This window comes from Teichococcus coralli, assembly GCF_009829925.1.
GTDB lineage: Bacteria > Pseudomonadota > Alphaproteobacteria > Acetobacterales > Acetobacteraceae > Pseudoroseomonas > Pseudoroseomonas coralli.
Map to the genome: position 1 here is coordinate 247,543 of NZ_SNVJ01000001.1, position 14,205 is coordinate 261,747.

Below are 14,205 nucleotides of genomic sequence, written 5' to 3' on the forward strand. Positions count from 1 at the left end.
CGTGCGGGGCACCATGCCAGTTTGCGACGCAGCGAACCACCACCCGCACCAGGGGAGCCTATCCCATGCCGCGCCTGCGCACCGGCCTGCTCGCCGCCGCCCTCACCGCCCTGCCCGCGCTCGCCCCCAGCACCGCGCAGGCGCAGGACCTGCTGCGGGTCGGCATGGAATCCGGCCCGACCAGCCTGGATCCGCACTATGCCAGCCTGATCACCAACATCGCCTACAGCCGGCACGTCTTCCAGCCGCTGGTGCAGCAAGATGCGCGGCAGGTGCTGCGCCCGGCCATCGCCACCGAATGGAAGGCGCTGGACGACCTCACCTGGGAATTCAAGCTGGACCCCAAGGCGCGCTTCCATGACGGCGCGCCGGTGACGGCGGAGGACGTGGCCTTCACCATCGGCCGGGCGGGCGACGTGCCGAACTCGCCCTCCTCCTTCCGCGTCTACACCCGGCCCATCAGGTCGGTGGAGGCGCTGGACCCGACCACCATCCGCATCCACACCAACGCGCCGACGCCGCTGCTGCCGAACTACCTCTCGCTGGTGATGATCGTCTCCAGGCAGCATGGAGAGGGGGCGAGCACGGCGGACTACAACTCGGGCAAGGCGATGGTCGGCACCGGGCCGTACCGCTACGTCTCCTGGCAGCCGGGCAGCCCGCTGGTGATCGAGCGCAACGAGGATTTCCACGGCCCCGCGCCCGCCTGGAAGCGCGTGGAGTTCCGCCCGCTGGCCAATGCCGGCTCACGCACCGCCGCGCTGGACGCCGGCGACGTGGACCTGATCGAGATCGTCCCGCCCGACCAGTACAAGAAGTTCTCGGCCAGCCCGAGCTTCACCGTCACGGAGAGCCCCTCCAACCGCCTGCTCTTCCTGACGCTGGACAGCGACCGCGAGAGCAGCCCGCATGTCCACGCGCGCGACGGCAGCCCGATCGCCAACCCGCTGCGGGACCGGCGCGTGCGCAAGGCGCTCTCCATGGCGATCAACCGCGAGGCGCTGACCAGCCGCGTTCTGCAGGGCCAGGGCGTGCCGGCCGGCGACCTCGGGCCGGAGGGCTATTTCGGCACCTCGCCCGACCTGAAGCCGGAACCCTACAACCTGGACGGCGCGAAGAAGCTGCTGGCCGAGGCCGGCTATTCGCAGGGCTTCGCCGTGCAGGTGAACGGACCGAACGACCGCTTCGTCAATGACGAACAGGTGGTGCAGGCAGTCGCCCAGATGTGGACCCGCCTCGGCCTGGCGACCAGTGTCGAGACCCGCCCGCGTGGCGTGTGGCTCTCGGAAGCCTCGCAGCTCAAATATTCCGTGAATTTCGCCGGCTTCTCGCCCAACCCCGAGGTGCTGGGCATGTTGGAGACGCAGATCCATAGCTGGAACCCGACGCTCGGCCTCGGCACCGCCAACCGTGGCCGCTTCAGCAATGCGGATATCGACGGCATCATCCAGAAGGCGCGCCAGACCATGGACAACCCCGAGCGCGAGCGGCTGACGCAGCAGGCGACCCGCGCCGCCATCCGCGACCAGCAGGCGCTGATCCCGCTCTACTTCGCGGTGAACACCTGGGCGATGAAAAAGGGCATCACCTACGAGGCCCGCACCGACGAGATGACGCTGGCGACCAGCGCCGGCCACGCGAACTGAGGGCGGCGCGCTGCCCGGCACTGGCGCGTTCCGCGCCGGCTCCGGGCGGTGCGCAGCGCAGCATCCGGCGTTCTGCTTGACGGTGGCGTGCCTGCACGCCTACCTCATCAGGTGATCCGACGGCTGGGGCGGCCGGGCGGGCGAGGAGACACCGGAAGCATGGACGGACGCAGCGAGGCCCCCGTGCCGGGCATCGAACTGGCGCCGCTGGCGCCACCAGCCAACCTCACCGCCGAGCTGGTGCGGCGCCTGGCCGCGGAAATCCGCGCCGGGCGGCTGCGGCCGGGCGACCGGCTCCCCACCGAGCAGGCGCTGATGCGCCAGGCCGGCGTTTCCCGCACCGTGGTGCGCGAGGCGGTCGCAGCACTGCGTGCCGAGGGCCTGGTGCTGACCCGTCAGGGTGTCGGCGCCTTCGTGGCCGACCCTTCCACCCGCGGGCATGTGCGGATCGATCCCGGCGAGATGCGCTCGCTCAACGACGTGCTGCAGGTGATCGAACTGCGAATCGCGCTGGAAACGGAGGCGGCTGGCCTCGCCGCCGAGCGGCGCACCCCGGACGCCATGGAGCGCATCGCGCAGGCCGCGGCGGCCTTCGACAAGGCCGTTGATGCCGGCGAGAACGCGGTGGCCCAGGACCTCGAGTTCCACCGCGCCATCTTCGCCGCCACCAGCAACGGCTTCTTCCCACGGTTCCTGGAGTTCCTCGGGCCGATGCTGATCCCGCGCCAGACGGTGCGCCCGTATCTGGAGGAGCCGGAAGCCCGCACCGCCTACCTTCAGCGGGTGCGGGAGGAGCATGCGCGGATCGCCAGCGCCATCGCGGGCGGGCAGCCCTCCGCCGCGCGGAACGCCATGCGCCGGCACCTGACCGCCAGCCGCGACCGCTATGCGCGGATCGCCGAACGCCTGGCCGTCAACGCCGGCGGCTGAGACCAGCCGGCGCTCAGCAGGGGTCCGGCACGTCCGGGAGATCGGCGAGGTAGGCCAGCACCGAGCGGGCCAGCGCCTCCACATCCTCAACCGTCGTGTGCTCGTCGGGAGCATGCGGCCGCTGGCCTGGGCGCAGCAGTCCGCCAAGCAGGATCTCGCGGACGCCAGCCTGCTGCACCGCCCCCAGAACCCTTCCGCCGAGGCCGCCCAACCGCCGGAAGCTCGTGGGGGAGAAGCCGAAGCCCCAGCCCAGCGCCCGCTGCCAGCTCGGCCAGTTCGGCCCTTCGCCCGGATCGGCCACCGCCTCCTGCCGCCGCAGCACGCGGCAACCGATCAGGCAGGGAAAGCCGGCGTCCCGCGCCGCACGCTCCACACGCTCCTGCAGTTCCGCCAAGGCCCGGGAGAAGCCCTCCTCGCTGGTGAAGCGCCGCTTCAGCACCAGCACGCCGAGCGGCTCTTTTCCATCCGGCTCCGTCTCCGCGCCGACGGAAACGAAGGAGAGGCCTGGGCGCAGCATGCCGCCTCGCTCCGGCTCGGCCGGCAGGCGCGAGCTGCGCTGCGCCAGCTCAGCCTGCAGGTCGGTCAGCGCCGAAAGAACCGTGCGCAAGGCCCGCGCAGCGCCGTGTTCGCCCGCCGCCGAGGCGCAGCGCGAGACACGGATCTCGAGATCGAAGGTTCCGAGGCACCCCGCCCAGACGCGGGGCGCGGCGGTGCTGTTGAGGTAGAGCACGTGCCCCTCAAGCCGATGCTGCTCGGCCAGATAACGGAGACCGGGAAAGCAGCCGGTCCCCCCATCCGTGGTGAAAAGCAACACCGGATCGAAGCGCAGCGGCAGGCCGACCGCGTCAGCCGCGCGAAGGGCTGACCAGAGCGCGATCATGGCGCCCTTCATGTTCACCGTTCCGCGGCCGAACAGCAGGCTTCCCTGCCGCGTCAGCGTCAGCGGCGGCCGGGTCCAGCCCGGGCCGGGAGGCGCGGTGTCCATGTGGCAGGGGATGGTGCAGATCGGTCGACCTGTCCGCCGGCTCGCGACCAGGGCCATGCGGGGGCCGGCAACAGGCCGGGAGTGCCGCAGCCCTTCCTGCGGCTCCGCCTGCCGCAGGGCGAAGCCCAGAGGCGCGAAAAGATCCTGCAGGGCGTCGGTGAGGGAGGCGTGCCCGCCACCGGAGGGACAGGCCGTGTCGATGGCCACCAGGCGGGCAAGGTGGTCGATCCAGCCTGTGGCGTTGAGCAACGCCGCCGCCATGTTCAGCCGGTCGAGGTGAGAATCGTCGAACCGCTCCAGCGTGTTCTGCTCATCCCACGGCATTGCCCAACGGCTCCTCAACGCAGCTCCAGTGCCACTCAGCAAGCGACGCTGCCTCCGTTACACCCTTTGCTGCTGCTCGGCACCAGGGCTTGCCCGGGTTTTGACACGCTAACAGGTTATTGAAAGCGTGGCTCGGCAATGCCCTGCAACCTACTGATGTTACGCCGAACGTTGTGACGCCGCATAGCGACGTGGACGTTCGCCGCCCGCATGGTAGCGGTTGCTCGCGCCCTGCTCCGCGAGTGGCTCGACACGGATATGCGGGTCCTCCGCGTCCGGGCGACGCACCGCGGCGGCGAAGCGACCCGCCACCGCCGGCGCGACCTCGAACTGCGTCTCCCGGCCCAGGATGCGGATACGGCCGATCTCGTCCCGCGCCACCTGGCCGCGGCGGCAGAGGAAAGGCAGCACCCAGCGGGGATCGGCGCGGCCATCGCGGCCCACATTCATGCGGAACCACACGCCCTCGTCCCGCAGGCCCGGCGGCCGCTCGCGCTGCGGACGGCGCGTGGCATCGGGAGCCGCCAGCTCCTCCGGCGCCGGCAGCGGCGCGCGCAGCAGGCGGATCAGCGCCGCCGCCATGGCTTCCGGCAGAGCCCCGGTGGCGACCAGGCTCTGCCCGGCCTCCAGGTCGTCCGGCGACGCTTCCTCGGCGAGCAGCGCGGCGGCTTGTGCGGCGAGCCGCTCGGCATCCTTGGCGCGGATCGCCTCCGCGGAAGGCGGCGTGCCCCATTCGGCCTGGACACGGGCGGCGGTCAGGAGACGCTCGGCGGTGCGGCGCCGGTTCACCGGCACCACCAGGACGGAGACACCCTTGCGGCCGGCCCGGCCGGTGCGGCCGGAGCGGTGCAGCATGGTCTCCGGCTCCTTCGGCAACTCGGCATGGATCACCAGGCCGAGATCCGGCAGGTCGATGCCGCGTGCCGCCACGTCGGTGGCGACGCAGACCTGCGCCCGGCCATCGCGCAGCCCTTGCAGGGCGCGGCTGCGCTCCGCCTGGGACAGCTCGCCGGACAGCGCCACGGCGGAGAAGCCGCGCTCCACCAGATTGCCGTGCAGCCGCGCCACGCCGGCGCGCGTGGAACAGAAAACGATGGCGCGCGGAGAGTCGGAGACGCGCAGCAGGTTCACCACCGCCCGCTCGATCTCGTGCGGCGCCACCATAACGGCGCGGTACGCGATATCCCCGTGCTGGCCGCCCTCTCCCTTCACCTCCAGCCGCAGCGCGTCCTTCTGAAAGCTCCGCGCCAGCCGCGCGATCTCCGGCGGCATGGTGGCGGAGAAGAGCAGCGTGCGACGCTCCTCCGGCGCAGCACTCAGGATGGTCTCCAGCTCCTCGCGGAAGCCGAGGTCGAGCATCTCGTCGGCCTCGTCCAGCACCACCGCGCGCAGCGCCTGCGGGCGGAGGTTGCCACGGTCCAGATGGTCGCAGAGGCGGCCGGGGGTGCCGACAACGATGTGCGCGCCCTGGGCCAGGGCACGGCGCTCGGCCATCGGGTCCATGCCGCCGACGCAGCTCACCACCCGGCCACCGGCCGGAGCATAGAGCCAGGAGAGCTCGGTGCGCACCTGAAGCGCCAGTTCCCGCGTCGGCGCCACCACCAGCGCCAGCGGGTGGCTGGCCGGAGGCAGGCGCTCCGCACCCTCCATCAGCGCGGGAGCCAGGGCCAGGCCGAAGGCAACCGTCTTGCCCGAGCCGGTCTGCGCCGACACCAACAGGTCGCGGTCTGCCGTCTCTGGCTCCAGGACCGCCGCTTGCACGGTTGTTGGCTCGCTGTAGCCGCGCTCCGTCAGGGCGCGCAGCAACGCTTCGGGCATCACAGGAAAGGACATAGGTTCGAAAAGTTCCGCGACTCTCGGGTATGGCACGCGCGCCGGGGCGGCACGGCCTGGAAGGCGCGGGAGCGGCGAAGCGCACCGGCGCAGCAGGGTCGGGCCGGTTGTACAGCTTCCGCGCGCAAATTGCAGCAGTCAGAGAAAGGCGGGAAAGAGCCATGCGCGAAACGCATGGATATCTCAAGGCTTTGGATGCTTGCGCCTATGCTGTGGTTTGCCCATTCTCCGCGGCGGAAGGGGATTTTGCCTTCCCGCGGGGATTTGACGGATGCAGCTTGCGCCGCGACACCAAGTGCTAAAGCGCCAGGAAGCCGGGCAGCGGCATGCCGGGAGCCATTCCCCAGCCGCCGGCCGCTTCGTGGGTCATCCGACCATGTTGGAGATCACCCCGCGAGGGGAACACGGAGTGCCCATGCCCTGTCGAATGTGCCCCTGCTGAGCTTCAGCCGAGCCGCGCCTCCCTGAACGGCGCGCCTTGTCGGCACTTCCTTGCCACCCCCATTCACGGAACCGCCATGTCCGCCTCCCCTGCCGCCTCGGCGCAAGCCGAAGCCGCCATCCGCCTGCACGGGCTGAAGCGTCACTTCACCGGACGGGGCGGCGTGGCCACGCGGGCGCTGGACGGCGTCTCGCTGGAGGTGGCGGCGGGCGAGATCTTCGGCATCGTCGGCCGCTCCGGCGCCGGCAAGTCCACGCTGATCCGCTGCGTGAACCTGCTGGAGCGCCCGGATGAGGGCGAGGTGCGGGTGCTCGGCGAGGAGCTGATGGCGCTTTCCGACAGCGCGCTGCGCGAGCGGCGTCGCGGCATCGGCATGGTGTTCCAGCACTTCAACCTGCTCGCCTCCCGCAGCGTGGCCGACAATGTCGCCTTTCCGCTGGAGATCGCCGGCATGCCTGCGGTCGAGCGCGGGCGGCGGGTGGACGAGGTCCTGGCGCTGGTCGGGCTGGCGGAAAAGGCGAAGGCCTATCCGGCGCAGCTTTCCGGCGGCCAGAAGCAGCGCGTCGGCATCGCCCGCGCGCTCGCCCCGCGCCCGCGCATCCTGCTCTGCGACGAGGCCACCAGCGCGCTGGACCCGGAGACCACGCAGGAGATCCTGGCGCTGATCCGCCGCCTGCGCGACCAGCTCGACCTGACGGTGCTGCTTATCACCCACGAAATGGCGGTGGTGAAGGAAATCTGCGACCGCGTGGCCGTCATGGAGCGGGGCCAGGTGGTGGAGGAAGGGCGTGTCTTCGACGTCTTCACCCGCCCCTCCCATCCAACCACGCGCCGCTTCATCGCCGACACCATCGGCCACTCCATCCCGCCCGGCACGGTGGCACGGCTGCCTGCCGCCGGCGCGGGCGAGGAGCGTCGCCTGCTGCAGGTGCTCTTCGCCGGGCCGCACAGCACGCGCTCGGTCATCAGCGAGGCCTCACGCCGCTTCGGCCTGGACCTCAACATCATCTCCGGCCGCATCGACGAGATCGCCGGCGAGCCCTTCGGCCTCATGGCCCTCGCCGCCTATGGCGCGCCCGACCGCATCGAGGCCGCCCTCGCCTGGTTCGCCGAGCTGGGCCTGGCCGTCACGCCCATCGCCAACGATACGCTGGAGGCCGCCTGACCATGCTCCCCTGGCTTCCCCCCATGCTGCAGCAACTCTTCCTCGACGCCGCCATCGAGACCCTGACCATGGTGGGCGGCGCGGCGCTGATCGCGGTGGTGCTCGGCCTGCCGCTGGCGCTGCTGCTGCACGCCACCGACCGCGGCGGGCTGGCGCAGAACGGCCTGGTCAACCGTCCGCTTGGCCTGCTCATCAACGCCGTGCGCTCGACGCCCTTCATCATCCTGATGGTGGCCATCGTGCCCTTCACCCGGCTGGTGGCCGGCACCTCGATCGGCACCACCGCCGCCATCGTGCCGCTGGCGCTGGCCTCCACCGCCTTCATCGCACGCCTGTTCGAGACCGCCTTCCGCGAGGTGGACCGCGGCGTGGTGGAGGCCGCCCGTGCCATGGGGGCCACGCGCATGCAGATCCTGTGGAAGGTGCTGGTGCCCGAGGCCATGCCAGGGCTGATCGCCGCCGTCACCGTCACGCTGGTCAGCCTGGTCGGCTACTCCGCCATGGCCGGCGCGGTGGGCGGCGGGGGCCTGGGCGATCTCGGCATCCGCTTCGGCTACCAGCGCTTCATGCCGGACGTGATGGCGAGCGTGGTCGTCGTGCTGATCCTGTTCGTGCAGGGGTTGCAGTCGCTGGGTGACTGGCTGGTCCGCCGTGCCCGTCGCCGCTGAACCAAGAGAAGAAGAAAGAAGGAGATCGCCGATGTCGCTGAACCGCCGTGCGCTGCTGGGCAGCGCCCTCGCCATTCCCGCCCTCGCCGCCCTGCCCGCCGCCGCGCAGGAAATCGGCAGCAGGGAGCGCCCGCTGCGCATCGGCGGCACCGCCGGGCCGCACAGCCAGGTGCTGGAGAAGGTGCAGGAGATCGCCGCGCGGGACGGGCTGGTGCTGAAGATCGTGCCCTTCACCGACTACATCACGCCCAACATGGCGCTCGCCGCCAAGGAACTGGACGCCAACAGCTACCAGCACCGCCCCTTCCTCGACCAGATGGTGAAGGACCGCAACCTGCCGCTGGTGGCGGCGGCCAAGACCCTGGTCTTCCCGATGGGCGTCTATGCCCGCAAGCTCAAGGCCATCGGCGAGTTGCCGAACGGCGCGCGCATCGCCATCCCGAACGACCCGACCAATGGCGGTCGGGCGCTGGCCCTGCTCGCCGCCAACGGCGCGTTCAAGTTGACCGAGGGAGCGGATTTCCGCGCCACTGTCGCGGACGTCACGGAAAACCCGAAGCGCATCCGCATCATTGAGCTTGAGGCGGCGCAGATCCCGCGCACGCTTGACGAGTTGGACGCGGCGGCGATCAACACCAACTTCGCGATTCCGGCCGGGCTCAACCCGGTGCGCGACGCCATCGCCATCGAGAGCGCCGACAGCCCCTATGCCAACCTCATCGCCGTGCACCGCGACAACCAGGATGCCCCCTGGGTGAAGCGCCTCGTCGCCGCCTACCAGAACGACGAGATCAAGGCCTTCGTGAAGGAGACCTTCCAGGGCTCCGTGGTTCCCGCCTTCTGAGGAGACAGACGATGCTGACCCGACGCTCCCTTGTCCTCGCCGGCGGCGCGCTGCTGCTGCCGGCCGTGCTCCGCGTGCCGGCCTTCGCGCAAGCGGCCGCCATCGGCACCGCCGCGCGCCCGCTGCATGTCGGCGTCACCTCCGGCGTGCATGCCGAGGTGCTGGAAGTGGTGCGCGACGTGCTGGCGAAGCAGGATTTCGCCGTCAAGATCACGGAGTTCTCCGACTTCATCCAGCCGAACGTGGCGTTGGCGGCCGGTGAGATCGACATCAACACCTACCAGCACCTGCCCTTCCTGGAGGCGCAGAAGCAGCAGCGCGGCTACGACTTCGTGCCGGTCGGCAAAACCGTGCTGACCGTGATGGGCGTGTTCAGCCGCAAGCACAAGTCGCTGGAGGCGCTGCCGAAGGGCGCCCGCGTCGCCATTCCGAACGACCCGACCAATGGCGGCCGCGCCCTGCTGCTGCTGGACAAGGCTGACCTGATCAAGCTGCGCCCCGGCGCGGACTACCGCGCCACGGTCGCCGATATCGCCGGGAACCCGAAGGGCATCCGCATTCTGGAACTGGAGGCGGCCTCGATCGCCCGCAGCCTGGAGGACGTGGACGCCGCCGCCATCACCGGCAACTACGCCGTTCCCGCCGGGCTGAACCCGCTGAAGGAGGGCCTGGCGGTGGAGAACAAGGATAGCGCCTACACCGTGCTGGTGGTGGCGCGCCGGGGCGACGAGAACAAGCCGTGGGCGCAGAAGCTGGCCCATGCCTATGCGGATCCGGCGGTGAAGGACTTTGTCGCCGGGAAGTACAAGGGCGCGGTGATCGTCGGCGCCTAGGCTGGCGCCAAGGGGTGCCGCTGGCTCGCGCGGGCGGCCGCGGCATCCCTTTCTGCCCCGGCGCCCTTTTCGCCCCCCGCAATGCCGCGCTTTCGTTTCGAATTCGGACGGACTATAAGCTGCCATTCGGGGATGTGCCGGAGGCAGAATGACAACCGCGGTTCAGGCACGGCTTTCAGCCGAGCGGCGTTTCTACGCGAGCATGGCGCTGTTCATGCTGGCGCTCGTGTTCATCGGTTTCGCGCCCAGCTTCTACCTGCGCGATTACGTCCACTTTCCCCGCCCCAACCCGACGCTGACGCCCATGGTGGTGCTGCACGGGCTGGCCTTCACCACCTGGATGCTGATCTTCCTGGCCCAGACGCTGTTGGTCTCGGCCGGGAGGCGCGACCTGCACATCCGGCTTGGCCAGGCGGGCATGGTGCTGGCATTCCTGCTGGTGCCGCTGATGTACATGGTCTCCGTCGGGCAGGTGGCGCGCGCCAACCAGCCGCCGTTCGCCACGCCGCTCGGCTGGACGGCCGTGCCCCTCTTCGTCATTCCACCCTTCGCGCTGCTCGTCTGGCTGGGCTGGCGCAACCGCCGCAACCCGCAGGCGCACAAGCGGCTGATGCTGGGCGCCGCACTGCTGATGATGGACCCGGCGATCGGCCGCCTGCCGCTCGGGCCGCCGGTGGTGGAAACCTTTGCGGTGCTGAACCTGCTCAGCCTGCTCACCTTCCTGCCGCTCGCCTGGTGGGACTGGCGGACGCGTGGCCGGCTGCACTGGGCGACGGCGCTCGGCGCGGGCCTGTTCGGCGCCGCCCTGGCGTTTCGGCTGTTCGCCATCGGCTCGCCGGGCTGGGCGGCCTTCGCCGCCCATCTCCCCGGCGTCTGAGCGGCGCTCAGGCCGCGTAGCGGGAAAGCGCGAGGTCGGCGTATTCGATGTTGGGCCGCTGCCCGGTCACCAGGTCGGCGGCCAGCTTCCCGCTGCCGCAGGACATGGTCCAGCCCAGCGTGCCATGGCCGGTGTTCAGGAACAGGCTCGGGTACTTGGTCGGGCCGATGATGGGCGTGCCATCCGGCGTCATCGGCCGCAGGCCGCACCAGAACACCGCGCGCGCCGGGTCACCGCCCTGCGGGTAGAGGTCCATCACCGAGTGCAGCAGCGTCTGCCGCCGCTCGTCGTGCAGGTGCAGGTCGAAGCCGGCGATCTCCGCCGTGCCGCCGACGCGGATGCGGTCGCCCAGCCGGGTGATGGCGATTTTGTAGGTTTCGTCCATCACGGTGGAGGCCGGCGCGGCGGCATCGTCCAACACCGGCAGGGTGATGGAATAGCCCTTCACCGGGTAGACCGGCACCTTCAGTCCGAGCGGCGCCAGGAGATGCGGCGAATAGCTGCCGAGCGCCAGCAGGTAGCGGTCCGCCGTCAGCACGCCGGCGCTGGTGACGACGCCGGTGATGTCCCCGCCCTGCACCATCAGCCGCTCGATGCGGGTGCCGTAGTGGAAGGTGACGCCCTTCTCGGCGCAAATGGCCGCCAGGCGCTGGGTGAAGATGTGCGCGTCGCCGGTCTCGTCCTGCGGCAGCCGCAGGCCGCCGACGAACTTCTCCCGCACCCGGCCGAGCGCCGGCTCGGCGGCGACGCAGCCGGCGCGGTCCAGCACCTCGAAGGGCACGCCATACTGCTTCAGCACGGACAGGTCGTCGCCCACATGGTCGAGCTGCGCCTGGGTGCGGAAGAGCTGCAGCGTACCGCGCTCCCGCCCGTCGTATTCGATGCCGGTCTCCTCGCGCAGGTCGGCCAGGGCGGTGCGGCTGTAATCGGCCACCCGCACCATGCGGGACTTGTTGGTCTGGTAGGCCGCCTCGGTGCAGTTGCGCAGCATCTGCCAGAGCCAGGACCACTGCACCGGGTCCATCTTGGGGCGGATGACCAGCGGGCTGTGCCGCATGAACATCCACCTCAGCGCCTTCTGCGGGATGCCGGGCGCGGCCCAGGGGGAGGAATAGCCGAAGGAGACCTGGCCGGCGTTGGCGAAGCTGGTTTCCAGGCCGGCGCCTTGCTGGCGGTCAACCACCGTCACCTCATGGCCCGCCCGTGCGAGGTAATAGGCCGAGGTGACGCCCACCACGCCGGCGCCGAGAACGAGAACCTTCATCGCCTTCCTGCTCCGCCCTGCCGCCGCACGAAGCGCGGCGGCGAGCCCCCATGCTAGGAGTGAACCACCGGCAGGTGCTTGCGATCCGCGCAACGACATGCGATTTCGCCGATCAGAAGTCGAATTTTCTGCGAAAGCTGTCTCATCAATGCAGCCGCCCGTGCTCGATCCGCTCGACCGCAAGCTCCTGCACCTGCTGCGGTCCGACGGGCGGATGAGCAATGCGGCGCTGGCCGCCGCCGTGGGCCTCTCCCCCTCCGCGTGCCTGCGCCGGCTGCGGTTGCTGGAGGCAAGCGGCGTCATCCGCGGCTACACCGCCGTGATCGCCGATCCGGCGCTGCAGGGGCGCACGGTGGTGATGGTGCAGATCACGCTGGAGCGGCAGACGGAGGAGGCCTTCAACCGCTTCGAGGCGGCGGTGCGGCAATGCCCTGAGGTCTGCGAGTGCTACCTGATGAGCGGCACGGCGGACTACCAGATCCGGGTGGAGGCGCGGGACGCGGCGGATTACGAGCGCATCCACAAGGAACGGCTCTCCCGCCTGCCGGGAGTGGCGCGCATCCAGTCGGCCTTCGCCATCCGCACCGTGATCCGCCCCCGCCCGGCGGCCAACGGCGACTGAGCCGCGATCGGCCAGGTCAGGCGAACAGAAACGAACCGGAACCGAGGGGCGATCCTGCGCCTCGGCCTTGTTCTTCTACCCCCTCCGCCACCCCGCCCACATCACGGCGAGGCGGTCCCCCAGCCCGCGCGGCGGTGGCGGCTGCGAGGGGTCCCAGCCGATGGCCAGCATCCGGCGCAGGTCGCGCCGTGCCAGTTGTCCCTGCAGTGCCGCGGCGATGCTGCCGCGCGGCAGGCGGCCGACCCGCGACTCGCTTTCCCGCAGCAGTGCCAGCCCCTCCTCGGCGAGGCTGCGCGCGACGGCGGCGACGCCCGCCGTCGCCGGGTTGCGTGCCACGTCGGCCGGGGTGAGCTGGTGTCCGGCCAGCAGGTCGGCCGGCAGGAGGCTGCGCTCCTGGCGTGCCTGCGCCGGAATGGCGCGCAGCAACGCGGCCATGCCATAGGCGGCGCCGATTCCCTGCAGGCCCGGCAGGCTTTCCACCGGTGCGCCGAGTGCCCGCCCCGATGCCACGGCGAAGCCGCCGGCCGAACCACGAAGATAGGCCAGCAAGGCGCCGCGGCTCGGGATTTCCTCCTCCGTCTCCGCCTCGCGCGCGTCGATCATGCCGAGCAGGTCGGCAGCCTCCAGGCGGCCCTCGCGCAGCGCGATGGCGAGCGGCCCGGCGACCTCGTGCCGGCGCGGCGGCGTACCGGCACCGGCCTGCTCCACCGCCTCGCGCCACCATTGCAGGCGGATCAGCGCCGCCATCGGGTTGCTCGCCGCCACGCGGGCGCGGGCCAGCTCATGGTTGAAGGCGATCAGCAGGAACTGCGTCTCGCGCCGCTCGGGGGGCGCGAAGAGCGAGCAGAGGAAGCGGTCCGGGTCGTTGCGGCGGGCCAGCTCGGCGAGCGGAGAAAGCGGGGCGGGATCGGCCATGACGGGCTTATGAACACAGATCCGTGCCGAACGACAGCGGGGGTGCTTGCTTGACGCTCCCCCGGGGCACGCCTAGCTGTTTGACCGCGTGGCGCCGGGTGACGGCGTTGATCGTTGCTTGCCCGTCCGATTCCACTCCATTCAGGAGAACAGCCCATGGCCTTCAGCCTTCCTCCGCTCCCCTACGACACTTCCGCCCTCGCCGGTTCCGGCATGTGCCAGGAGACGCTGGAGCTGCACCATGGCAAGCACCACCAGGCCTATGTCACGGCGCTGAACGGCCTCGTCGAGAGCAAGGGCCTGGCCGGCAAGTCGCTGGAGCAGATCGTCGCCGATGCCGGCAAGGCCGGCGCCGATGGCCTGCCGGTGCTGAACCAGGCCGGCCAGCACTACAACCACATCCTGTTCTGGCAGGTGATGAAGCCGAACGGCGGCGGCGAGAGCCTGCCCGGCAAGATCGGCGCCAAGATCAACGAGGACTTCGGTGGCCTCGCGCAGTTCAAGGAGCAGTTCAAGCAGGCCGGCGTGACGCAGTTCGGCTCCGGCTGGGCCTGGCTGATCATGGACCAGAGCGGCAAGCTCAAGGTCACCAAGACGCCGAACGGCTCGAACCCGGTCGCCACCGGCGAGGGCACCCCGATCCTCGGCGTGGACGTGTGGGAGCACTCCTACTACCTCGACTTCCGCAACGTCCGCCCCGGCTATCTCGACAACTTCCTGGCCAAGCTGGTCAACTGGGAGCAGGTCGAGGCGTTGATGGAGGCCGGCGGCATGAAGTCCGGCCAGTCGGCGTAAGCCCGGCCACCGGATAGGCGAAGGGCGCCGGGGCTTGAGGCCCCGGCGCCCTTTTTCGTGCC

General features: G+C 70.5%; 13 protein-coding genes. 9 read left to right on the forward strand and 4 right to left on the reverse strand.

Going from position 1 to position 14,205, the window contains the following annotated elements; genetic code table 11:
• Nucleotides 1–65: 65 nt before the first annotated feature.
• A complete protein-coding gene (locus E0493_RS01155) occupies nt 66–1,646 on the forward strand; it encodes an ABC transporter substrate-binding protein (RefSeq protein ID WP_160935068.1) in 1,581 nt (526 codons plus the stop codon).
• A gap of 159 nt (nt 1,647–1,805) precedes the next feature.
• Nucleotides 1,806–2,576, forward strand: a complete 771-nt coding sequence (locus E0493_RS01160) for a FadR/GntR family transcriptional regulator (protein WP_160935069.1) — start codon at nt 1,806–1,808, stop codon at nt 2,574–2,576.
• A gap of 13 nt (nt 2,577–2,589) precedes the next feature.
• Here the strand turns inward: E0493_RS01160 and E0493_RS01165 are convergent, their stop codons facing one another.
• Both E0493_RS01165 and E0493_RS01170 read right to left on the reverse strand, forming a co-directional pair.
• Nucleotides 2,590–3,885, reverse strand: a complete 1,296-nt coding sequence (locus tag E0493_RS01165) for a M20/M25/M40 family metallo-hydrolase (protein WP_160935070.1) — start codon at nt 3,883–3,885, stop codon at nt 2,590–2,592.
• A 159-nt stretch (nt 3,886–4,044) separates the two neighbouring features.
• Nucleotides 4,045–5,718, reverse strand: coding sequence for a DEAD/DEAH box helicase (locus E0493_RS01170; RefSeq protein ID WP_160935071.1), 1,674 nt, complete (start codon nt 5,716–5,718; stop codon nt 4,045–4,047).
• A gap of 518 nt (nt 5,719–6,236) precedes the next feature.
• On the opposite strand from E0493_RS01170, the gene E0493_RS01175 reads away from it, so the two are divergent.
• From E0493_RS01175 to E0493_RS01195, 5 genes are all read left to right on the forward strand, one after another.
• A complete protein-coding gene (locus E0493_RS01175) occupies nt 6,237–7,325 on the forward strand; it encodes a methionine ABC transporter ATP-binding protein (protein WP_160935072.1) in 1,089 nt (362 codons plus the stop codon).
• Between the two features lie 2 nt (nt 7,326–7,327).
• Complete coding sequence (locus E0493_RS01180) at nt 7,328–7,993, forward strand: methionine ABC transporter permease (RefSeq protein ID WP_160935073.1); 666 nt, start codon at nt 7,328–7,330, stop codon at nt 7,991–7,993.
• Nucleotides 7,994–8,024: 31 nt separating this feature from the next.
• A complete protein-coding gene (locus E0493_RS01185) occupies nt 8,025–8,837 on the forward strand; it encodes a MetQ/NlpA family ABC transporter substrate-binding protein (protein WP_160935074.1) in 813 nt (270 codons plus the stop codon).
• A gap of 11 nt (nt 8,838–8,848) precedes the next feature.
• The gene (locus E0493_RS01190) at nt 8,849–9,670 is read left to right on the forward strand and encodes a MetQ/NlpA family ABC transporter substrate-binding protein (RefSeq protein ID WP_160935075.1); all 822 of its coding nucleotides are present in this window, start codon (nt 8,849–8,851) and stop codon (nt 9,668–9,670) included.
• Between the two features lie 148 nt (nt 9,671–9,818).
• Nucleotides 9,819–10,547, forward strand: coding sequence for a hypothetical protein (locus E0493_RS01195; protein ID WP_160935076.1), 729 nt, complete (start codon nt 9,819–9,821; stop codon nt 10,545–10,547).
• Between the two features lie 7 nt (nt 10,548–10,554).
• Here the strand turns inward: E0493_RS01195 and E0493_RS01200 are convergent, their stop codons facing one another.
• Nucleotides 10,555–11,811 (reverse strand): D-amino acid dehydrogenase, encoded by a 1,257-nt coding sequence (locus tag E0493_RS01200; RefSeq protein WP_160935077.1) that lies wholly within the window; start codon nt 11,809–11,811, stop codon nt 10,555–10,557.
• 148 nt (nt 11,812–11,959) lie between these two features.
• Here E0493_RS01200 and E0493_RS01205 point away from each other — a divergent pair, with 148 nt between their 5' ends.
• Nucleotides 11,960–12,433, forward strand: a complete 474-nt coding sequence (locus tag E0493_RS01205; RefSeq protein ID WP_160935078.1) for an Lrp/AsnC family transcriptional regulator — start codon at nt 11,960–11,962, stop codon at nt 12,431–12,433.
• Between the two features lie 75 nt (nt 12,434–12,508).
• On the opposite strand, the gene E0493_RS01210 is transcribed toward E0493_RS01205, so the two are convergent.
• Nucleotides 12,509–13,348: a phytoene/squalene synthase family protein gene (locus tag E0493_RS01210; protein ID WP_160935079.1), complete on the reverse strand. Its 840-nt coding sequence runs from the start codon at nt 13,346–13,348 to the stop codon at nt 12,509–12,511.
• A 156-nt stretch (nt 13,349–13,504) separates the two neighbouring features.
• On the opposite strand from E0493_RS01210, the gene E0493_RS01215 reads away from it, so the two are divergent.
• Nucleotides 13,505–14,143 (forward strand): superoxide dismutase, encoded by a 639-nt coding sequence (locus tag E0493_RS01215; RefSeq protein ID WP_160935080.1) that lies wholly within the window; start codon nt 13,505–13,507, stop codon nt 14,141–14,143.
• Nucleotides 14,144–14,205 lie beyond the last annotated feature (62 nt).

Bases quoted from the DNA above. Each gene is read 5' to 3' on its own strand.
- E0493_RS01195 (WP_160935076.1), top strand. From the start codon at position 9,819: ATGACAACCGCGGTTCAGGCACGGCTTTCAGCCGAGCGGCGTTTCTAC.
- E0493_RS01200 (WP_160935077.1), bottom strand. From the start codon at position 11,811: ATGAAGGTTCTCGTTCTCGGCGCCGGCGTGGTGGGCGTCACCTCGGCC.
- E0493_RS01185 (WP_160935074.1), top strand. From the start codon at position 8,025: ATGTCGCTGAACCGCCGTGCGCTGCTGGGCAGCGCCCTCGCCATTCCC.
- E0493_RS01170 (WP_160935071.1), bottom strand. From the start codon at position 5,718: ATGTCCTTTCCTGTGATGCCCGAAGCGTTGCTGCGCGCCCTGACGGAG.
- E0493_RS01165 (WP_160935070.1), bottom strand. From the start codon at position 3,885: ATGCCGTGGGATGAGCAGAACACGCTGGAGCGGTTCGACGATTCTCAC.
- E0493_RS01210 (WP_160935079.1), bottom strand. From the start codon at position 13,348: ATGGCCGATCCCGCCCCGCTTTCTCCGCTCGCCGAGCTGGCCCGCCGC.
- E0493_RS01175 (WP_160935072.1), top strand. From the start codon at position 6,237: ATGTCCGCCTCCCCTGCCGCCTCGGCGCAAGCCGAAGCCGCCATCCGC.
- E0493_RS01215 (WP_160935080.1), top strand. From the start codon at position 13,505: ATGGCCTTCAGCCTTCCTCCGCTCCCCTACGACACTTCCGCCCTCGCC.
- E0493_RS01160 (WP_160935069.1), top strand. From the start codon at position 1,806: ATGGACGGACGCAGCGAGGCCCCCGTGCCGGGCATCGAACTGGCGCCG.
- E0493_RS01180 (WP_160935073.1), top strand. From the start codon at position 7,328: ATGCTCCCCTGGCTTCCCCCCATGCTGCAGCAACTCTTCCTCGACGCC.
- E0493_RS01205 (WP_160935078.1), top strand. From the start codon at position 11,960: ATGCAGCCGCCCGTGCTCGATCCGCTCGACCGCAAGCTCCTGCACCTG.
- E0493_RS01155 (WP_160935068.1), top strand. From the start codon at position 66: ATGCCGCGCCTGCGCACCGGCCTGCTCGCCGCCGCCCTCACCGCCCTG.
- E0493_RS01190 (WP_160935075.1), top strand. From the start codon at position 8,849: ATGCTGACCCGACGCTCCCTTGTCCTCGCCGGCGGCGCGCTGCTGCTG.